19 protein-coding genes and 3 tRNA genes are annotated in these 18407 nt (G+C 72.2%); 13 read left to right on the plus strand and 9 right to left on the minus strand.

Translation table 11 applies throughout. The features are described from left to right. The first annotated feature begins 275 nt into the window (after positions 1–275). Together ACUYMY_RS02175 and ACUYMY_RS02180 are read left to right on the plus strand one after the other, a co-directional pair. The gene (locus tag ACUYMY_RS02175) at positions 276–425 is read left to right on the plus strand and encodes a hypothetical protein (RefSeq protein ID WP_481702005.1); all 150 of its coding nucleotides are present in this window, start codon (positions 276–278) and stop codon (positions 423–425) included. A 257-nt stretch (positions 426–682) separates the two neighbouring features. Then, a complete protein-coding gene (locus ACUYMY_RS02180; protein ID WP_481702006.1) occupies positions 683–1249 on the plus strand; it encodes a hypothetical protein in 567 nt (188 codons plus the stop codon). A 95-nt stretch (positions 1250–1344) separates the two neighbouring features. Here the strand turns inward: ACUYMY_RS02180 and hutG are convergent, their stop codons facing one another. Beyond that, the gene (gene hutG, locus ACUYMY_RS02185; RefSeq protein WP_481702007.1) at positions 1345–2403 is read right to left on the minus strand and encodes a formimidoylglutamase; all 1059 of its coding nucleotides are present in this window, start codon (positions 2401–2403) and stop codon (positions 1345–1347) included. Between the two features lie 69 nt (positions 2404–2472). Then, positions 2473–3906 carry an NCS2 family permease gene (locus ACUYMY_RS02190; RefSeq protein ID WP_481702008.1) on the minus strand — a complete coding sequence of 478 codons (1434 nt, stop codon included), beginning with the start codon at positions 3904–3906 and terminating at the stop codon, positions 2473–2475. Positions 3907–4023: 117 nt separating this feature from the next. Between ACUYMY_RS02190 and ACUYMY_RS02195 the strand changes: the two genes are divergently transcribed. Then, entirely contained in the window at positions 4024–4662 is a 639-nt protein-coding gene (locus tag ACUYMY_RS02195; RefSeq protein ID WP_481702009.1) for a copper resistance CopC family protein, read from the plus strand. 308 nt (positions 4663–4970) lie between these two features. Here the strand turns inward: ACUYMY_RS02195 and ACUYMY_RS02200 are convergent, their stop codons facing one another. Beyond that, positions 4971–5633 carry an FAD-binding protein gene (locus ACUYMY_RS02200; RefSeq protein ID WP_481702010.1) on the minus strand — a complete coding sequence of 221 codons (663 nt, stop codon included), beginning with the start codon at positions 5631–5633 and terminating at the stop codon, positions 4971–4973. Between the two features lie 333 nt (positions 5634–5966). Here ACUYMY_RS02200 and ACUYMY_RS02205 point away from each other — a divergent pair, with 333 nt between their 5' ends. Further along, complete coding sequence (locus ACUYMY_RS02205) at positions 5967–7007, plus strand: universal stress protein (protein ID WP_481702011.1); 1041 nt, start codon at positions 5967–5969, stop codon at positions 7005–7007. 57 nt (positions 7008–7064) lie between these two features. Here the strand turns inward: ACUYMY_RS02205 and ACUYMY_RS02210 are convergent, their stop codons facing one another. From ACUYMY_RS02210 to ACUYMY_RS02225, 4 genes are all read right to left on the minus strand, one after another. Further along, on the minus strand, positions 7065–7961 hold the full coding sequence (locus tag ACUYMY_RS02210; RefSeq protein ID WP_481702012.1) for an amino acid ABC transporter permease: 897 nt from the start codon (positions 7959–7961) through the stop codon (positions 7065–7067). A 45-nt stretch (positions 7962–8006) separates the two neighbouring features. Beyond that, complete coding sequence (locus ACUYMY_RS02215) at positions 8007–8927, minus strand: ABC transporter substrate-binding protein (protein WP_481702013.1); 921 nt, start codon at positions 8925–8927, stop codon at positions 8007–8009. Between the two features lie 91 nt (positions 8928–9018). Then, positions 9019–9969, minus strand: coding sequence for a cation diffusion facilitator family transporter (locus tag ACUYMY_RS02220; protein WP_481702014.1), 951 nt, complete (start codon positions 9967–9969; stop codon positions 9019–9021). Position 9970: 1 nt separating this feature from the next. Beyond that, positions 9971–10345 (minus strand): metallopeptidase family protein, encoded by a 375-nt coding sequence (locus ACUYMY_RS02225; protein ID WP_481702015.1) that lies wholly within the window; start codon positions 10343–10345, stop codon positions 9971–9973. 62 nt (positions 10346–10407) lie between these two features. On the opposite strand from ACUYMY_RS02225, the gene ACUYMY_RS02230 reads away from it, so the two are divergent. The 3 genes from ACUYMY_RS02230 to ACUYMY_RS02240 all read left to right on the plus strand — a co-directional run bounded on the left by ACUYMY_RS02230 (position 10408) and on the right by ACUYMY_RS02240 (position 10763). After that, positions 10408–10480, plus strand: a tRNA-Glu gene (locus ACUYMY_RS02230). Between the two features lie 83 nt (positions 10481–10563). Beyond that, positions 10564–10637 (plus strand) — tRNA-Asp (locus ACUYMY_RS02235). Positions 10638–10687: 50 nt separating this feature from the next. After that, positions 10688–10763: transfer RNA gene (locus tag ACUYMY_RS02240), tRNA-Phe, on the plus strand. 59 nt (positions 10764–10822) lie between these two features. Here the strand turns inward: ACUYMY_RS02240 and ACUYMY_RS02245 are convergent. Together ACUYMY_RS02245 and ACUYMY_RS02250 are read right to left on the minus strand one after the other, a co-directional pair. Further along, complete coding sequence (locus tag ACUYMY_RS02245; protein WP_481702016.1) at positions 10823–13024, minus strand: caspase family protein; 2202 nt, start codon at positions 13022–13024, stop codon at positions 10823–10825. A 72-nt stretch (positions 13025–13096) separates the two neighbouring features. Further along, on the minus strand, positions 13097–15157 hold the full coding sequence (locus ACUYMY_RS02250) for a CHAT domain-containing protein (protein ID WP_481702017.1): 2061 nt from the start codon (positions 15155–15157) through the stop codon (positions 13097–13099). Positions 15158–15465: 308 nt separating this feature from the next. Here ACUYMY_RS02250 and ACUYMY_RS02255 point away from each other — a divergent pair, with 308 nt between their 5' ends. The 6 genes from ACUYMY_RS02255 (at position 15466) to ACUYMY_RS02280 (ending at position 18263) form a co-directional block, all read left to right on the plus strand. Beyond that, the gene (locus ACUYMY_RS02255; RefSeq protein ID WP_481702018.1) at positions 15466–15891 is read left to right on the plus strand and encodes an Asp23/Gls24 family envelope stress response protein; all 426 of its coding nucleotides are present in this window, start codon (positions 15466–15468) and stop codon (positions 15889–15891) included. Next, positions 15888–16079, plus strand: a complete 192-nt coding sequence (locus ACUYMY_RS02260; protein ID WP_481702019.1) for a hypothetical protein — start codon at positions 15888–15890, stop codon at positions 16077–16079. Before ACUYMY_RS02255 ends, ACUYMY_RS02260 begins: the two co-directional genes overlap by 4 nt. Then, positions 16043–16543 carry a hypothetical protein gene (locus ACUYMY_RS02265; RefSeq protein WP_481702020.1) on the plus strand — a complete coding sequence of 167 codons (501 nt, stop codon included), beginning with the start codon at positions 16043–16045 and terminating at the stop codon, positions 16541–16543. The genes ACUYMY_RS02260 and ACUYMY_RS02265 overlap by 37 nt, the downstream gene beginning before the upstream one ends. Next, positions 16536–17138, plus strand: coding sequence for a hypothetical protein (locus tag ACUYMY_RS02270; RefSeq protein WP_481702021.1), 603 nt, complete (start codon positions 16536–16538; stop codon positions 17136–17138). Before ACUYMY_RS02265 ends, ACUYMY_RS02270 begins: the two co-directional genes overlap by 8 nt. Then, positions 17135–17779, plus strand: coding sequence for a hypothetical protein (locus ACUYMY_RS02275; RefSeq protein WP_481702022.1), 645 nt, complete (start codon positions 17135–17137; stop codon positions 17777–17779). Before ACUYMY_RS02270 ends, ACUYMY_RS02275 begins: the two co-directional genes overlap by 4 nt. Positions 17780–17912: 133 nt before the next feature. Beyond that, on the plus strand, positions 17913–18263 hold the full coding sequence (locus tag ACUYMY_RS02280; protein WP_481702023.1) for a hypothetical protein: 351 nt from the start codon (positions 17913–17915) through the stop codon (positions 18261–18263). The last annotated feature ends 144 nt before the right edge of the window (positions 18264–18407 follow it).

Raw genomic sequence — 18407 nt, forward strand, 5'->3', positions numbered from 1 at the left:
GTCGTTGGCCTACTGCACAGCACTTTCTGCCGTTCCTCGTCAGCCTCCACATAGCGGAGGCCTCGCGGACACGATAGAAAGGGAGTGTCACTATGACAAATCCCACAGTCGGGACTTGTCTGGGGGCAGAGTGATCCACCAGAACCGCAATATTCAGCACGCAGACACCACAAAGGAGTGACGTCTACATGAAGGCACGAGGAGCAGTTCTCACGAGGCGCGGAGCGCATCAGGCGCCGGTTGAGAACTGGGGGGTGCTCCGGGCAGGTGACGCGGTGGAGATCGTCCGCCACGCACAGGTCATCGCCAGCGGCGAGGTCGAGGAGGTCTCGCTGAGCGGGAACGTCCTGTGGATCGTCCCCGCATCGAGGCAGGAGCGCCAGCTCTTCCTCAAGTCCGAGGGCGTGCTCGTCCGCCGGGCCTGACAAGCGGCCGTCGGCGGCAGCGTCTGCAGACGCTCGCAACCGGGAGGGGGTCCGCACCGAACAGGTGCGGACCCCTTCGCCGTTCCTCGGGCGGCCGTCAACGTTCGGTGGCCCGGCAACGCCGCCGCTCCTGGCTTCACAGCCGCTCGACAGGTTCCCCAAAGTGCCTCCCTATCTTCCGTCTCGATCCTGACTGGGTACCGCCCATTGACCCGGCTGCCCAGCAGCCGGTGGGACGCGAGATCCGAGGAGAAGACATGATCGAGAAGAAGAAGATCGCCCTGGGCCTGGCGGCCAGCGCCGTGGCGCTCAGCGTGGGGCTCGGGGCCGCGGGAGCGGCCAACGCGGCCACGACACCCGCGCCGACGCCGTCGGCCAGCGTGAGCGTGAGCACCGACGCCTCGGCACCAGAGGACGGCCCGGCGACCGACGGCAAGGGCAGGGGCGGCCACGGGTTCGGGGTCTTCGGCGTCAACGCCGCGGAGCTCGCCAGCAAGCTCGGCGTGGACGAGGCAAAGGTGAAGGATGCCCTCAAGTCCTACCGCGAGGCCAACAAGCCCTCGTCGGCGGCCCACACCGGGACCAGGCCCGACCGCGCCGCACTCGAGTCCGCGCTCGCGGCCTCCCTGGCCCAGACGCTCGGCGTCGACCAGGCCACGGTCCAGACGGCCCTCGACGAGATCCAGGCGCAGCGCCAGGCCGAGCGGGCGGCTGCCCTCAAGACCCGCCTCGATGCCGCCGTCGCCAACGGCACCCTGACTCAGGCCGAGGCTGACGGCGCGGCCAAGGCCGTCGAGAAGGGGGTGATCGGCGGGGGCCGCTGACCTTCGCGAAAGGCAGGCCCGCGCCCGATGGCCGGCCGGAATGCACGCACCGCCAGCACTGACGCAGTGCTGGCGGTGCGGTGTGCAGGTGGGCCTCAGCCCAGCAGCGTGTCCACGAGCCGCGCCGCGACGCGGGCCGTGCGCCCGTCGATGTCGAGGGCCGGGTTCAGCTCGGCGAGGTCCGCGTGCAGGAGCTTGCCGCTCGCCACGACCCGGCGCACGACGGCGACGATCACCTCGAGCGGCACGCCGAGGGCCGCGGGGGCCGAGACTCCGGGGGCGACGGCCGCCGGGAGGACGTCGAGGTCGATCGTGAGGTACACGGCGTCGAGGTCGGCAAGGAAGTCCTCGACGAACGACTCCGCTGTCTCGCGCGTCGTGTACTCGTCGAGGAGGTAGCGGACGCCGAGCTCGTCGGCGCGCTCGAACAGGGCGCGCGTGTTGCCGGGCCGCGAGATCCCGACGACGGCGTAGTCGAGCGTGCGCCCCTCGGCGGCCTCGGCGCGGGCCATCTGCAGGAACGGGGTGCCCGAGCTGGGCAGCTCCTCGTCCCGCAGGTCGAAGTGCGCGTCGAGGTTGAGCACGCCGACGCGGGCGCCGCCCGTGCGCTGCGAGCCCGCCACCCCGAGGTAGCTCGCGAAGGCGGTCTCGTGCCCGCCGCCGAGCCCGATCGTGAGCGCGCCCGCGTCGAGCAGCGAGGCGACGAGCCCGCCGAAGCGCTCCTGGCCCTCCTCGAGCGGCCCGGCGGAGTCGTTGAAGCTCATCGGCACGGCGACATCTCCGGCGTCGAACACCTCGCGGTCGAGGTGGAACGCGAGCGGGCCCAGCGCTGAGCGGATCGCCGCGGGCCCGGAGGCGGCGCCGATGCGGCCCTTGTTCCGCCGCACGCCCTCGTCCGAGGAGAAGCCCACGAGCACCGCGGGGGCGCGCACGACGGCGGGTGCCCCGCCCGCGCGGCCCGGCCCGCCGGCGTCGTGCGTCCCCGCGCCGCGGCCGTCCGGGACCCCGTCCCAGGCGCGCGCCACCGCCTCGGCGAGGGCGTTCGGCGTGTGCTCCCGGACGGCCTGCCACCAGCGCCGGTGCTCGGCGGAGTCGCCGTCGTGGCGGCCAGTCCAGGGGGTGAAGGGGATCTGGGAGACGGGGGCAGGGCTCATGCTCCCAGCACACAGCATCGGGCACGTGCCGCGGAAGGGCCCAGGGGAGGAGCGGTCCGGAATCCCGGACTACAGCCCGAGCAGCTCCTCGACAGGCCCGATGCCGAAGAAGAGCAGGAAGGCGGCGGCGACGGCCCACATGATCGGATGCACCTCGCGGGCGCGGCCCTGGAAGGCGCGGACGAGGACGTAGGAGACGAAGCCCGCGCCGAGGCCGTTGGCGATCGAGTACGTGAACGGCATGAGGCCGATCGTGAGGAACGCAGGGATCGCGATCCCGAGGTCCTTCCAGTCGATCCGGGCGACCTGCTGGAACATGAGGAACCCGACGACGACGAGCGCCGGGGCCACCGCCTCGAACGGCACGAGGTTGATGAGCGGCGTGAGGAACATCGCGAGCAGGAGCAGGACGCCCGTCACGACCGATGCGAGGCCCGTCCGTGCGCCCTCGCCGATGCCCGCGCCGGACTCGACGAAGATCTGGTTCGAGGAGATCGAGGAGCCGCCGCCGGCGATCGCGCCGAACGCGTCGACGAGGAGCACGCGGTCCACGTTCGGGATCTGCCCGTCGGGGCCCATGCTCCCTGCCTCGCGGGCGAGGCCGACCATCGTGCCCATCGCGTCGAAGAAGATGCTCAGCAGGATCACGAACGCCATGATCGAGGCCCCGAGCACGCCAAGGTTGGTGAAGGCCCCCACGGGGTCCGCCTGCCCGATGAGGCTCAGGTCCACGGGCGCGACCGTCCCGAGGCCGGGCACGACGAGGGACCAGCCCGCGGGGTTCGGCTCCTGCCCGGGCGCGACGGACGGCCCGATCCGGAACACGAGCTCGAGGACGTTCGCGAGCAGGGTCGCGGCGAGGATGCCGATGAGCAGGGCGCCGGGGACCCGGCGGATGATGAGGGCGATCGTGAGGACGAGGCCCACGACGAACACGAGCGTGGGCCAGCCCAGGAGACGTCCGCCCTCGCCCAGGCCGAGCGGCACGGTGGTGCCGGCCGCGTCGGGGATGCGGCGCACGAACCCGGCGTTGACGAGCCCGATGAGCGCGATGAAGATGCCGATGCCGACGACGATCGCCGTCTTGAGCCCCTCGGGCACCGCCCTGAACACGGCCGTCCGGAACCCCGTGAGCACGAGGACGAACATGACCGCGCCCGCGACGAGGACGAGGCCCATCATGTCCCGCCACGTCGCGCCGGGGTGGGTCGCGACCGTGACGGCGAGGAACGCGTTGACGCCGAGGCCCGTCGCGATCGCGAAGGGGTGCTTGGCCCACAGGCCCATGGTGATGGTCAGGATGCCGGCGACGAGCGCGGTCGCCGCGGCGACGCGCGGGATCCCGAGCGTGTCCCCGGCCGAGTCGGCGCCGGCGAGGATGAGCGGGTTGAGGACCACGATGTAGCTCATCGCGAAGAACGTTGCGAGACCGCCGCGGATCTCGCGGCTGATCGAGGAACCGCGTTCGCTGATCTTGAAATAGCGGTCCAGGGCCGATGCCATGGCTTCTCCTGGGGCAGGTGGCGGGGAAGAACGGGGAGGGCAGCGCGCCGGGGCGGCCGCGCGGTCAATCCTACTGTCCAGTTGTTTCTACAGGCGGTCGAAATCTAGGCTGGTGTGATGCATCTCCTCACGCGGCTCCGCCCCGTCCTGGCCCTCCCGTCGCTCCTCGCGATTCTGGCCTCGGCCGTGCTCACGGGTGCGCTCGTGCTCCTCGCTCCGGCGGGCCCCGCGATGGCCCACGACGCGCTCGAGGGCTCGGCTCCCGCGTCGGGCCAGACGCTGCAGGCGGCGCCGTCCGAGGTCCGGCTCGACTTCAGCAACCGCCCGCTCGGGGTCGGCGTCGAGGTCCGGGTCACTGACGCTTCCGGGGCATCGTGGTCGGAGGGCGCGCCCGAGGTTGTGGACCGCAGCGTCCACCAGCCGCTCCGTGCGGGCGCCCCCGCCGGCGCGTACACGGTGGTGTGGCGCGTGGTCAGCTCGGACTCGCACCCCATCGAGGGCACCTTCGGCTTCACGGTCGCCGAGGGAAGCACGACGCCGGCCGCCTCCCCGGCTGCCTCCGGCTCGCCGGGCGTCTCGGGCCCCGCCATCCAGAGCGCCGAGCCCGGTGCCACGGCCACGCCGGCCCCCGCGTCCCGGGCACCCTCCCAGGATGTCCCGTGGCTGATCATCGTCTTCGCGATCGTCGCGGTCGCGCTGCTCGCGGCCCTCGGCTGGGGCGCACGCCGTCGGCTGCGGGCGGGGGACGAGTCCTAGGAGGCTGCTGAAGGATTCGGGCCTGTTGCCCGCTCCTGCGTGAGCGGGAAGGGACTCGCGCCCGGGCCTATTGAATCCTCCGGGAGCCTGATGGCGCGCCGAAGCTCCCCAGCTTTACCGCGGGACCTCCCCATCATTCGAGCAGGGGCCGCGGGATGACGGGGCCGGGACTCCGTGCCGGTTGGACTTGAAGCCTAAAGCTGGGGAACTGCGGCGAGCCCCCGGAATTGCTCACAGCACCGGCTACGGCTCCCAGCCCGGACTACGGGCCAACCCAATTCTTCAGCGGTCTCCTAGCTAGGGCTCGCTCAGGCCGTCCGGCGCTCGCCGCCGTCGGGACCGCCCGAGCCGCCATCCCGGCCGTCGGCCGAGAGCCCGGCGATGCGGCCGGCCACCTCGGCCCCGACGGACTTGGCCTGACGGACGAGGTCGCGGGTGGTGGGGGCCTCGAGCTCGGCGACGCCGATGAGGTAGAGCCCGATCTCCGCGAGCGCCGCCATGAGGTTCTCGCCGAGGGAGTAGCCGAGGTCCGCGAGGAAGCGCCGCAGCTGGTTGTGCGCGCAGCGGGTGAGCACGACGGCGTCGGCGAACAGCACGCCGTCGTCCGTCCTGACCGCCCAGCGGACGGTCCCGCGATCTCCCGACTCCGCCGGTTCGACGAGCGCGAGGTGCCGGGCGTGGACGTGGTGGCGCACGTCGAGCGCGTGGCTGACGGCGTACTTGCGCACGTGCCGCAGGACGTCGAGGTACTCGGCCGACTCGGCGCTCGAGAGGTCGGCGACCCGCAGGGGGCTCGTCGCCGTGCTCGGCGAGGCGCTCTCGAGGCCGCCCAGGGTGGTGGCTGGGACGCCGTGCCGGTTGAGCTCGGCGGCCACGGCGAGGCCCGAGAGGCCTGTGCCGATCACGACCGCTGCCGTCGACTCGCCGTGAGGGAGGGACGCAGGCAGGTCCTCGGAGCGGGGCGTCGGCACGAGCGTGTTCCTTCCGGCGAGACGGACTGGATGTGGTGCTGCTCGCGTAGCCCCCCAGCGGCTTGCAGGTCACAGCTGCCAGCGCGCCCCACCTTGAACAAGAGCCGGTGCGCGGCGGCAACGTGTTGAACCCTACAGAAAAACCCACCCCCATGGGTAGGCGACTCACGGGCCCTCCGAGGGCTTTCGTAAGAGGGCTGACGAGACCCTGTGGCAGCCCCGTGGAAGTGCCCCAGAGCCCAGCGATCTTGAGGGTTGACCCGCCCGGGAAACGGTCCACCATGGAAGCTGAGGGGCCTGGTGTTAGGCTCGCAGCGAGTCGAGGAGGCAGCCATGGCAGACCAGCTCCACCCGCAGGACGGCACGGCCGGAAACGGCCCCGAGGATGCGGATCTTCCGACCGGGATCGTCGTGGGCGTCGACGGCTCCGAGCATGGCAACTGCGCGCTCAAATGGGCCGCGCGGGAGGCCGGGCGCCGGGGCACCTCACTCCACGTCGTGACCGCATACAGCGTCCCGCTCTTCGCCGCGTCGGGCCTCGACGGCGGCTACGCGACCTTCGACGACACGGTGATCCGCGACGGCGCCGAGGCGGTCCTCAAGGAGGCCCTCGACGGGCTCGGGCCGCTCGACGGCGTCGAGGTCACCTCGTCCGTCGAGTCCGGCGACGCCTCGGGCGTGCTCCTCGAGTTCTCCAAGGCCGCCGAGCTCCTCGTCTTCGGCACGCGCGGCCGTGGCGGCTTCGTGGGCCGGCTCCTGGGCTCGGTTTCGAGCGCCCTGCCCGCCCACGCGCACTGCGCGACCGTGACCGTCCCGCTGCGCTACGCCGAGCGCATCGGCGAGAAGGTCGAGGACAAGCACGTGCTCGCGGAGCAGGCCAAGGAGGGTCCGAGCGAGCTCGAGCGCGTCGTGGCCGTCGGCGTCGACGGCTCGGAGCAGGCACGCGTCGCGGTGCTCGCCGCGGCCGAGGAGGCCATGCTCCTGGGCATGCCCCTGCGGATCGTGTGCGCCGTCCCGCAGTTCAGCGGGAGCCTCGCGTGGGTGCCCGCCCCGATCGACCGCGAGCAGCTCTTCGAGGACATCCGCTCCCAGCTCAAGGCAGGCACGGCCTGGCTCCAGAGCCACTTCCCGCGGCTCGAGGTCCAGACGAGCCTCCTCGACGGCCCGCCCGTCGATGTCCTCGTCGGCGTAAGCCGCACCGTCGAGCTCCTCGTGCTCGGCACGCGCGGCCGCGGTGGGTTCACGGGCATGCTCCTCGGATCGACGACGGATGGCGTCCTGCACCATGCGAAGGGCCCCATCATGGTCGTCCCGGACCGCGAGGACGAGCGGCTCAAGGACCGCGCCGCCTTCGGCCCGATGCTCGCGCCCTGACCAAACCGGCTAACTGCAGCCCAACCGGCTAACTGCAGACAGGCATTCCGTCCGGAATCACCGGGCCGCCCCTTCGGTGTCCGTGAGCTGAACGCCCTTCATCTTGCGGGGGAGGGGCGCCGTCGCCCGCGCGTACCTCTGCTCGAGCTTGGACTGCGGGTAGCTCAGCAGGAGCGTCATGACGAGGTACCAGAGGCTGGCCACGATCAGCAGCGGGATGGTCTCGAAGGTGCGGGCGTAGATCAGCTGCGCGCTCTGCAGCAGCTCGGCGACACCTAGGACGCTCACGAGCGAGGTCTCCTTGAACATGCCGATGACCTGGTTGCCCGTGGCCGGGATGATCGAGGGCATGGCCTGGGGGATGATGACCTTGCGCATCTTCATGCTCTCGCTCATCCCGAGGGAGTCCGCGGCCTCGATCTGGCCCTTGCCCACGGCGGAGAAGCCGCCGCGGATGATCTCGGCCATGTAGGCGGCCTCGTTCAGGGTCAGGCCGACGAGGGCAGCCGTGATCGGCCCCATGAGTGCATTGACGTCGACCGCCACGCCGATGTCGGTGAACGGGATCCCGATCGTCAGGTCGGGGTAGAGGGCCGCGATGTTGAACCAGAAGATCAGCTGGACCAGTACCGGGGTGCCCCGGAACAGGGTGATGTAGAGCCCGGCTGCCATGGAGACGGGCTTCACCTTGGACGACCGCATGATCGCGAGGACCAGGCCGAGCAGCGTTCCGAGGGCCATGCTCGCGACCGTGAGGAAGATCGTGAGCATGAGCCCGCGCAGGATCGACTCGGCGAAGAAGTACCTCCCGACGACGTGCCACTTGAAGTTGGGGTTGGTCAGGACGGAGAAGAGGATCCCGATGCCGACCAGGATGCCGAAGGCCCATCCCGCGTATTCAGCTGGCGTTCGACGCCGGATCCGGGGCTTGAGGGCTGCGTCCGTGCCGCTCATCGTCGCCTCACTTCCTGATGCTTAGGCCATGCCCGTCGAGGCGCCCTAGTTGAGTTTGGCTTCGGTGATGGCTCCGGACTCGAGGCCCCAGGTCTCGAGGGCCTCCTTGTACTCCGGGCTGTCCAGGACCGACTGGGTCGCCGCCTGGAGGGCAGGGGTGAGCGGCGAGTTCTTCTTGAGGCCGATCGCCGTCACGTCGCTCGAGCCGACCTCGACCCGGCCGATCACGGTGAAGCTCTCGGGCTGCTGCTTGGCGGCCCACCCGAGCGAGGTCGTGTCGTAGAGGATGCCGTCGATCCGCTTGGAGTGCAGCTGGGTCAGGGCCTCCTGGATGTTGGGCAGCGTCACCGGATTGATCGCGGGCTGGCCCTTGGAGGTGCAGGTCTGCTCCGAGAGGGCGGGGAGGCGCAGCAGCTGGCCCGTGGAGCCCTGGGTGACGGCGATGTTCCTGCCGCACAGGTTCTCGACGGTGAGGTTCTGCGGGTTGCCGGCGGCCACGGCCACGGAGTTGCCGGCCTTGAAGTAGTCGATCATGTCCAGGACCTTGAGCCGCTCCTCGGTCTTGGACATGGTGGTGGCGGTGAAGTCGTAGCGGCCGCCGTCGAGGCCCGGGATGATCGTGTCGAACTTCGTGTCCGCGAAGTTCAGCTTGAGGTCGAGCTTCTTGGCGATGAGCCGGGCGATGTCGGGGTTGAGCCCGATCGGGGTCTGGTTGTCCTCGGCCAGGAACGTGGTCGGCGGGTAGTGCAGGTCCATCGCGACCGTGAGCTCGCCCCTGTCCTTGTACGACTGGGGGAGCAGGCTCACTGCCTTGGGGTCCGGCTGGACGCCCTCCGAGATGTCCCTCAGGCCCACTTCGGTGGGGCTGGCCGTCGGCCCGCCGCCAGCGGAGTCACCGCAGGCGTTGAGCGTCAGGGCCAGGGCCAGGGCCGCCGCGGCGGCGTGAAGTCTGCGACTCGTCTTCATGGTGCTTCCCGGTTCGCCGGATCCCGACGCTGAGCCTCGGGCAATCGTGACCTGCGTCACGGCTCGATCGTATCGCTGGCGGGCTGGCCTGTCAGGCGTGCTGGTCGGGCTCGTGGTCGCGGTGCGAGGCGGGCTCGAGCTGGAACGTGCAGTGCTCGGTGTCGAAGTGCTCCCCGAGGCACGCGGCGAGCCGGTCCAGGACCCGGTCCATGCCCTCGGCATCGAGCAGCCTGTCCTCGACCACGACATGCGCCGAGAACGCCGGCATCCCCGAGGTGATGGTCCACGCGTGGATGTCGTGCACGTCCACCACGCCCGGCGCGGAGAGGATGTGCTCGCGGATTCGCTCGACGCTCACGCCCTTCGGCGTGGCCTCGAGCAGGACGTCGACGACGTCCCGCAGGAGGGCCCACGCGCGGGGCACGATCAGCACGGCGATGAGCAGCGACGCGACGGCGTCCGCCTGCACCCAGCCCGTCGTCAGGATCACGACTCCCGCGGCGATGACCGCGAGCGAGCCCAGGAGGTCTCCGAGCACCTCAAGGTAGGCCCCGCGGACGTTGAGGCTCTCCCGGTGCGCGCCGTGCAGGATGAGCAGCCCCGTCAGGTTCGCGACGGCGCCGAGCACCGCGCCGGCGAGCATCGTCGTCGTCTGCACCTCATGGTCCCCACCGAGCCGCTGGACAGCCTCGATGCAGATCACGACGGCGACCACCATGAGCACGAGCGCGTTGGCGAGGGCCGCGAGCACCTCGGCGCGCAGGAAGCCGAACGTTCGCTGGTCGGTGGCCGGCAGCCCGGCGATCCACGCGGCCGTGAGCGCGATCCCCAGCCCGGCGGCGTCCGAGAACATGTGCCCGGCGTCCGCGAGCAGCGCGAGCGAGCCGGAGAGGAATCCGGCCACGAGCTGCACGACGACGACGGCGAGCGTGATCCCGAGGACCGTGAGCAGACGACGCCGGTGCCTCCCCGTCGCGGTCGTCGCGCCGTGGCTGTGGCCGTGAGTATGAGCGTGGCCGTGGTGCGCGTGTGCGTGGCCCATGTCAGCCCCACCCCAGCTCGTGGAGCCGCTCGTCGTCGATGCCGAAGTGGTGGGCGATCTCGTGGACCACGGTCACGAGGATCTCCTCGACGACCTCCTCGCGCGAGGAGCACATCTCGAGGAGGGGCTCGCGGTAGACCATGATCCGGTCCGGGAGGGAGCCGGCGCCGTACCAGGTGTCGCGCTCGGTCAGCGGGGTGCCCTCATAGAGCCCGAGCAGGACCGTGTCCGGGTCCTCGTGCGGGCCCGGCACATAGCGGTCCTCGATGAAGACGGCGACGTTGTCCATGTGCCGCGCGATCCGATCGGGGATCTGCGCGAGGGCCGCATCGACGGCCTCCTCGAACTCGTCCTCGTCCATCCACGCCGCGTCCATGCACCTCACTTTAGCGATTTGTGTGGTACTGCCGGCCCGCCCTATAGTTTGAGGGTCCACTCGCCCCCATCGTCTAGTGGCCTAGGACACCGCCCTTTCACGGCGGCGACACGGGTTCGAATCCCGTTGGGGGTACTCGCAAGAGCTGATTTTGACCGGGCCTGAGGCTCTGGTAGGATTTAGGTCTTGTGAGCGGGGGAAGCCCCGGGAACAAACAAGGCCCTGTAGCGCAGTTGGTTAGCGCGCCGCCCTGTCACGGCGGAGGTCGCGGGTTCAAGTCCCGTCAGGGTCGCTTCGGCGACATGGCTTACGGTCACGTTGCCTTCGGTGAGCGATCACCGAGGCTCTGTAGCTCAGTTGGTAGAGCGTTCGACTGAAAATCGAAAGGTCACCGGATCGACGCCGGTCGGAGCCACCAGCACGTGAAGGACCCCCACTCTGTGGGGGTCCTTCTGCTTTCCGGGAACGTGTCCCGGACTACTCGAGCACGTCGGCGATCGCGCGCAGGAGCGCCGCGACCTTGGCCGAACGGTGTCCGGCGGCCGCCGCCTCCCCGGTGAGGGCCGCGTCGAGGGCCGCGAGCTCGGCATCGTCCGCCCGCATCCCCGCCGAGATGGCGCCCTGTGCCGCCGAGGTGGGGTCCTGTGCCGCCGAGGTGGGGGCCTGCGCACCGTCAGGCGCGCCCAGGAAGAGGCGGGCGTGCCACTCCTCGGAGGCGTGGATGCCAGGACGTTGCCGGTTGCCGAAGCCGTCCGCCACGCGCTCGAGGAACTCCGCGTTCGTGAGCTTCTCCGCCGCCTCCGCAAGCAGCGGTGCGGCCTTCGAGGTGAAGTCGCCGTGGCCCGCCGTCTCGTACGCGAGCTCGTCCGGCGCGCATGCGGCGAACTGCACCTCCCGCGCCATCCGATAGCGGTCAGCGGACGACGACGGCGACCCACCCGCCGTCGTCCGCGTCACCGACGCCCTGCCCCCGGCGGCCCCCCGGCGGGCCCGGAACCGCTCGCGGTCCTCCTCGCTCAGGACGACGCGGCGCGGGAGGCTCCGGGCCGTCGTGGCGGCGTCGAGCTCCGCGGGCGAGACGACGTTCCGCCGGGCGGTCCCGGAGTGGCATGAGTCGAAGAAGAGCGTGAGCGAGACGCCCTCGGGCAGCACGTCCCAGATCCGGGCCAGGTCGTCGTCGAGGATGAGCTCGCCCGAGCGGAAGTCGACAGGGCACAGCGCCTCGTCCTCCTGGTTCCCGCCCTGCGCGGTCGCGGCCTCGTCGCCGTCGAGGTCCGGCGCCGTCGTGCCGTGCCCCGCGTACTGGACCACGAGCGTGTCCCCGGCGGCGCTCGTGGAGACGAGCTCGAGGATCTTGAGCAGGATCCCCTCGCGCGTGGCCTCCGCGTCCGTCAGCGCGTGCACCGCGAAGCCGAGCTTCTCGAGCTCGGTGCCCCACGTCCCGGCATCGGCGACGCAGCCGTTGAGCCGGTCGTCGGGCCGCTCGTACGCGTTGATGCCCACACACAGGGCCTTCTTGGAGGCTGTCCGCGGCCACGTGTCGAGGCTCGTGGTTCGCGGCTGCGCGGGCCACAGGGCCTCGACGCCGCGGGCGGCCGGCATGGGCTGGATGTCCTTCCTGCCCAGGATGCGCCGCATGACGGACTCCATGGTGGCCGGATCGTCGTCGAAGGCCCCGTGGCTCGAGGCGTCGGTGCTGCTGAACGGCCCCTCGTCCGCGTGCGCCCACACGACCTCGGCCGAGGAGCCGGAGCCGGGCGCCCCAAACCACTCGTTCAGCTCGGCGTCGGCCCGCACGGAGTCCTGCAGGCCGAGGATGGGGTCGCCGACGGCGGGCTCGAACGCCGCCCGCACGAGGTACAGCAGGCTCTTGCCGTACACGCGGACGCAGTTGTCGGCGCGCTCGAGCTCGTCGGTCATCGTGAACATCGAGAGCCTGCCGATCCCGGCGTCGACCTCGGGCAGGAGCGCGGCCTTGAAGAGGTCGGTCCGCACGGCAGGGGCGAGCAGGCTCACGGTCTCGACGCGCGGCACCCCTGCCTTGAGCGCGGTGGGGATGAAGTGCGAGTGGAAGATCGACCCGGCGCTGTGCCCGACGGCGTGCACCGTGAGCGCGTCGGGCCTGTCCGTCATGAACGTCCCGAGCAGGTCGGCGAAGAACGAGGCGCCGCCGCCGTCGTCGCTCGCAGCGCGGGCGTACTCCTTCATCTGCCCCCAGACGCGCTCGCCCTGCCCGAACCGGGCGGCGAGCTCGACGATGCGGTCCTTGATGTCGCCCGGCCCCCGGCTCCCGCCGAGCCAGCCGGCGAGGGCGTCCGCGAGCGAGCTCACGAGGCCCGTCTCCCACACGAAGAACACCGGGTAGACGCCGTTCGCCGTCCACCACGGGATCCGGGAGGCGGCCGCTCGCAGCCCGGAGGCCTCCGTGACGAGGCCTCCATGGGCGTTGACCAGGAGCGGCACGGGCCCCTGCCGCCCGGCGAGGAAGGCCGGCAGGTGGGTCTCGAAGATCGCGCGGACCTCGTCCGCCGTGGTCCAGTACTCGCCGTCCGGGCCCCCTGTCCCCTCGGACAGCAAGCCGCGGCGCAGGTTGATCACATGCGGCTTCAGCGCGGCGAGCTCCTCGGCGCTCAGCCCGGAGCCCCGGGCCGCGCCCGGGTCGGTGGCGGTGGTGGTCATGGCGGTCCTTCCGTGTGCTGGCAGGTGTTGGACGGGGGACGTGAGGGGTGCCACGGACGACGGCGGCACGCGTCAGGGCGCGAACTCCACCGTCGCGAGCGGGTGGGCATAGGCGGTGTAGGCGAGCCACGAGGCGTCCCCCGCGGCGCGCGCGGCGAGGCGCGCGGCGCGTACGGCCGAGGCAACCGTCTCGCCGCCGCGCAGCGCAGAGTAGAAGGCCTCGGCGAAGCCCAGCGCCGGGCGGTCGCCCACGCTCCAGAGGCAGCCGATGAACGCGCCGGCGCCGCCCGCAAGGAACGCCGGCGCGAAGGCCTCGGCGCCGGTGCGGGGCGCGTCGGCGAGCCGGCACGCGTTGAGCACGACGACGGGCCCCGGCTCGCCCGAGGGATCCGGCGCCCGGCGCGGGAAGTCCGTCGCGAGCGAGGCGGCCGGGTAGGCCCCCGCCGCCGCCAGGAGGATCCGCTGACCCTGGGCGTCGGAGGCCCCGTGCCCGCCGAAGTGCAGGAGGTCGAACCCTCGCCCGGCGAGCAGGCTCGAGAGGGAGCCCGCGTCGCCGGGTTCGAGGGCAGAGGCGCCGAGCCCGGCGAGGAATTCGGCCTCGAGCGGGGTCTGCGGCAACGCGAGCTCGCCGGTGTACGCGGGGCAGAGGTAGCGGCTCCTCGCGGCGCGGACGCGCAGCCGGTGGGGATGCACGACGCCGTACACCCACCTGCCCAGCCCCGTCTCGCCGAGGAAGCGGGCCGGCTCCCCGGGCCGGGAGAGCTGGGCGAGCTCCCAGGGGATGCGCCCCTCGCTGCTGAGCACGGCAAGCCCGGCGAGCCGGTCCCACGCGGCGTCGAGGTCGGCGCGGAGCCCCTCGGGCATGAGCGCCTCGGCCAGCTCGGAGCCGAGGGCGGCGAGGCGGGCGTCGAAGTCCGCCGCCTCCCCGCCCGCCGGCGACTGGCCCGAGGCAGCCCAGCCCTCGCCGATCCGCGCGTAGAGCGCGTCGAGGAACGCGTCCTTGGGCACCTCGGGGGCGATCTCGTAGTGGGTGACGAGGTCGTCGCCGAGCGTGAGGTCGAACTCGAGGCTCCAGCGGTCGCCGAACTGGTCCTCGTCCACGCGCAGGACAGGCAGGCCGGCGAGCCGCGGGTCCGGGGCCGAGGTGGCGGCGACGGCCTCCGCCTGCCCGGCGTGCTCCGGCGCGTCGTTCGTGACCGCCACGGCGAGCCGCACGACCGCGAGCGGGATGGCCGAGGCCCCCTGCTCGAGCACGACCTCGGCCTCGGCGATGCCCTCCTGACCGGCCACGACATCGAACGTGCAGGTGACGACCTCGTCCATGGCGGGGAAGGGGACCTCGCGGCGGTCGGGCGTGCCGGGCACGACGCCGAGGTTCCGGCGACGCAGCTTGACCCGGAGCGGCTGGTCGGGGCGGCCCAGGAGGCTCCTGCTCGCATGCGCCTCGTCGCCGAGCGGGCCGAGCTCGGCGCGCGAGACGCGGACCCTCACCGCGGCCCGCTCGCCCGGCCTCAGGGCCGAGGGCATGCCCGCCGCGAGCCACGCGGGCACGTGCCGCGGCGCGGGCAGGCTGTCGGTGGGCAGACTGGGCGCGGGAGGGCTGGGCGCGGCGGTCGGCGGTGCCGGTGGCGCAGGAGGTGCCATGGCGGGAGGAGGCGCCATGGCAGGTGGCGGCGCCATCGCCGGCGGCGGTGCCATGGCCGGCGGCGGGGGAGGGGCGGAAGGGAAGGCCTCGACGGGCGCCCGGGGAATCGGTGGAGGCTCGCCGAGGGGCACCCGGCCGACGGCGAGCACCGCGAGGAGCGTCCCGTCGTCGCCCGCTGTGAGCCAGAGCCGGACGGTGAGGGCGGCGCCGAGGTCCACAGTCTGGCCCGGGGCGATCTCGGGCCGCGCGCCGGGGCGCAGGACGACGACGGCAGTCTCCGCCGCGCCCGCGTGCGCGGGCAGCTCGACGGTGACCAGCGCGGGGGAGGCCACGGGCGGGGCGGTGAGCAGATAGGCGTCCAGGAGCGCGAGCAGTGCGTCCGGGAAGAGGTCGAAGACCTCAGGCGGCAGCGGCTCGGCGGCCAGGTGCTCGATCAGCCACCCGCCGCCGGCCGACGGCCCCGTCGGAGCGGGCGCTGGGCCGGTCACCACTGATGCTTGTCTCCTTCGTCGGGCATGGGCTCCCCAGCCAGCCTGACACCAAGAGTTAAACGGCTAGCGTCATGCTGTCACAGGGTTATGCGGCACGAAAGATCCCGAGCGGCGCGGAGAGGATGCGGGCCCGGGAGCCCGTACTAAGGTAGAGCGCGAGAGCCGCGGAAGGGTCCGCCTCCATGCGTGAAGGGGCCCGCTCCGTGCGCGAGGCGCACGGGCTCGGCGCGGCCGGACGACGGCGACGGGAGTGCAGGGTGGTCCAGGTACCAGGCGCGGAGGGCGGTGTGCCCGAGAGGAGCGCCATGCCCGGGGACGCCGCCGAGCCGGAGCATCCCCTCCTCTCGGTGGACGCGACGGGGCGGACGGTGATCCACGAGGCGGCCGTCGCGAAGGTCGCGGCGGCGGCCGCGCGCGACGTCCCCGGCGTGCACTCCCTCGGAACGGCGCCAATCAGGGCGCTCGGTGCGATCCGGGACGCGGTCGGGCAGCCCGACCACATCGCCGGCGTGCGCGCCGAGGTCGGGCAGACGCAGGCGGCCGTGGACGTGACGCTCGTGGCCTCCTACGGCGTGCCGCTCCAGCGGCTCGCCGACCAGGTCCGCGCCGCCGTGTACCGCGCGGTCGAGCGGCTCACGGGCCTGCAGGTCATCGAGGTCAACGTCGAGATCGCCGACGTCTTCATCGGCGAGCCGCGCCACGGCGGCAAGCCGGGAATCGAGGTCCAGTGAATCTGGTGGTCGTGGGCATGGCAGTAGGGGCGTTCCTCGCCTTCATGTCGTTCCAGTTCGGCATCGGGGGGTTCCTGGGGTCCCTCGTGTTCATCATCATCGGCGCGATCCTCGGCCGGGCCGCAGAGGGAAGGCTCGACCTGCGCCGAGTGTGGGAGGCGCTGACGGGCCGGCGTTCGTCGTCGTGAACGGCCTCCCCGAGAACGCCGGCACCGGGCCCGCCATCCCCGTGCCGCCGGGACGGCCGCCGGCCGCCGCCTCGCCGCCGCTCGCGGGGCACAATCGCGTCAGCACCCAGGCGCTCACGTCCCTCGCGCGCGCGGCCGCCGCGGCAGAGCTCGGCGTCGAGCCCGCCGACGTGCGCGCGGAGTGGGCGGACGACGCCGGCCTGCTCGCGCTGTCCCTCGTCACGCCCGTCGCGGTGCCCCCGCTCGCGTCGGTCAGCTCTCCGGCGGATCTCGCCCCGTGGGGCGGGAGCGTGTGGGAGCGCGCGGCTCGGGCGAAGGGCCAGATCCTCGAGTCGGTGGCCTCGCTCAGCGGGGCCCTCATTAGCCGCGTGGACCTGCGGGTCTCCGGGGTGCGGGTCAGCCCTAGCCTGAGGACTGTGGACCGGCGCCCGGCCGTCCCCGCGGAAGGGGGTCACCATGGCTGACCATGTCGCCCGAAGCACATCGCCGCACGGCCTCGACGCCGCGGTCCGCCGCGAGACGACCTCCTCGCGCTCGTCCACGGCGGCCCTCGTTGCCCTCGCCGTGATCGCCCTGTGCGCCTACATCCTCCTCGAGTCGACGCTCCAGGCCCTCGGCCAGCCGTCGTGGCTCATCGACCCCCAGTCCGCCGCGCGCGCGGTCGCCGGACTGCCCGAGGGCACGAATCGGGGCGTCCTCGGCCTCGTCGGTGCCGTCGTCGCCATGGCCGGGCTCGTCCTCGTCGGCCTCGCCGTGCGCCAGGGCCGCCGGGGCCGGCGCTCGCTCCCGGGCGGGCGGGTCGCCGTCGTGGTCGACGACGAGGTGCTCGCCTCGGCCCTCGCCGTGCGGGCGCGCACCGCCGCCGTCGTGCGCCGGGAGCAGGTCAGGGTCGTCCTCACTGAGCGGGAGGCGGTGGTCAACGTCCGCCCGACATCGGGCATCCCCGTGCGGGCGGAGGATGTGCTGGCCGCGGTCGAGGACGAGCTCGTGCGGCTCCAGCCCGACCCGTACCCCGTGCTGCGCGTCCGCGTCGAGGGAACGGGGGTCGTCGGGGCATGAACGCAACACCGCGAACGCTCAACCGCGTGCTCATCCTCCTGGCCGGGCTCGTTCTGCTGGCCGCCGGAGTTCTGCTCGTGCTGCTAGCCGCCGTCCCGGCCGTCGCCACGTGGTGGCGGGCCTGGGCGTCTCAGGCGGCCCACGCCGTCGGGCGCGTGTTCGAGGGGGCGCGCGTCCCCGGAACGAGCGTGAGCTGGCTGTGGATCGGCGCGATGGTCGTGACGGTCCTGATCGCGCTCCTCATGGTGTGGTGGCTGGCCGAGCAGGGCCGCGGGCGCCGGGACCTGGTCGCGGCCACGCCGCCCGACGGCGGTGCGGGGCCGGACGGTTCCTTTGCCGACGGGGAGGTGCCCGGCACCGTGAGCATCGCAGCGAGCGCCATCGAGCAGGCCCTCCGCTCGGGCCTCGCCGAGCGCAAGGACGTCCTCGGCACCTCGGTCGCGGCGGTCGGCTTCGAGGGGCGGACCGCGCTGCGCCTGAAGATCGTGGCGCGGCAGGGCGCCGATCCCGGTTCCCTCGCCGCCGAGGCGGAGCGGCTCGTGGCGAGCCTCGAGGTCGTCATGGGCATCCGCACCCCGGTCCTCGTCCACATCGCGTCCGGCGCACGAGCCCGGCTCAGCCGGACAGAGCGGGTTCGCTGACCCCTTCTGGCGGGATGGGACGTGCCTCTGTCATGAGCCTTGATTCGCCCGCAGGAGCCTGCCTAGGTTGAATGCGTGGAGACGCATATTCGCGCTCCCAGAAGAGCCCACACCGGCCCCACAAGGAGGAACGATGAGCGAGACCAACGGCACCGAGGGTGCGAAGCAGGGATTCGACGCCGCGGTGGAGAAGGGCAAGGAGTTCGCCGGCGAGGCGGTCGAGAAGGGCCGGGAGTTCGCCGGCGAGGCCGCAGTGAAGATCCGCGAGTTCGCCGGCGAGGCACCCGAGAAGACCAAGGAGTTCGCGGGCGAGGCGGTCGAGAAGGGCAAGGAGCTCACGGTGGACGCCGTCGAGAACGTCAAGGAGTTCTTCTCAGGGGACGTGGGGCAGCACGCGAAGGATCTCGCGGGCGACGTCGCGGAGAACGTGAAGGACCTCGGGTCGAGGATTGCCGGGATCTTCAGGGGAGACAAGAGCGCCTAGGGCATCCGCCGAGGCCGGATCGGTCCAGCCGGGCCACCCAGAAAGCCACCAGCGGGGCGCCGTCGGAAGACGGCGTCCCGCTGTTTGCGCCGCCTTTCGCGGTGCATTGTGCGCGAAGCGCGCTATCGCTTCAACTTGTGAACA

It is taken from the genome of Sinomonas sp. T428B, assembly GCF_056780155.1.

Coding starts and splice junctions, on each gene's coding strand:
- hutG (WP_481702007.1), bottom strand. CDS start 2,403: ATGAGCCCTGCCCCCGTCTCCCAGATCCCCTTCACCCCCTGGACTGGC.
- ACUYMY_RS02225 (WP_481702015.1), bottom strand. CDS start 10,345: ATGGACGCGGCGTGGATGGACGAGGACGAGTTCGAGGAGGCCGTCGAT.
- ACUYMY_RS02180 (WP_481702006.1), top strand. CDS start 683: ATGATCGAGAAGAAGAAGATCGCCCTGGGCCTGGCGGCCAGCGCCGTG.
- ACUYMY_RS02220 (WP_481702014.1), bottom strand. CDS start 9,969: ATGGGCCACGCACACGCGCACCACGGCCACGCTCATACTCACGGCCAC.
- ACUYMY_RS02280 (WP_481702023.1), top strand. CDS start 17,913: ATGAGCGAGACCAACGGCACCGAGGGTGCGAAGCAGGGATTCGACGCC.
- ACUYMY_RS02210 (WP_481702012.1), bottom strand. CDS start 7,961: ATGAGCGGCACGGACGCAGCCCTCAAGCCCCGGATCCGGCGTCGAACG.
- ACUYMY_RS02270 (WP_481702021.1), top strand. CDS start 16,536: ATGGCTGACCATGTCGCCCGAAGCACATCGCCGCACGGCCTCGACGCC.
- ACUYMY_RS02205 (WP_481702011.1), top strand. CDS start 5,967: ATGGCAGACCAGCTCCACCCGCAGGACGGCACGGCCGGAAACGGCCCC.
- ACUYMY_RS02195 (WP_481702009.1), top strand. CDS start 4,024: ATGCATCTCCTCACGCGGCTCCGCCCCGTCCTGGCCCTCCCGTCGCTC.
- ACUYMY_RS02190 (WP_481702008.1), bottom strand. CDS start 3,906: ATGGCATCGGCCCTGGACCGCTATTTCAAGATCAGCGAACGCGGTTCC.
- ACUYMY_RS02255 (WP_481702018.1), top strand. CDS start 15,466: ATGCCCGGGGACGCCGCCGAGCCGGAGCATCCCCTCCTCTCGGTGGAC.
- ACUYMY_RS02275 (WP_481702022.1), top strand. CDS start 17,135: ATGAACGCAACACCGCGAACGCTCAACCGCGTGCTCATCCTCCTGGCC.
- ACUYMY_RS02245 (WP_481702016.1), bottom strand. CDS start 13,024: ATGACCACCACCGCCACCGACCCGGGCGCGGCCCGGGGCTCCGGGCTG.
- ACUYMY_RS02215 (WP_481702013.1), bottom strand. CDS start 8,927: ATGAAGACGAGTCGCAGACTTCACGCCGCCGCGGCGGCCCTGGCCCTG.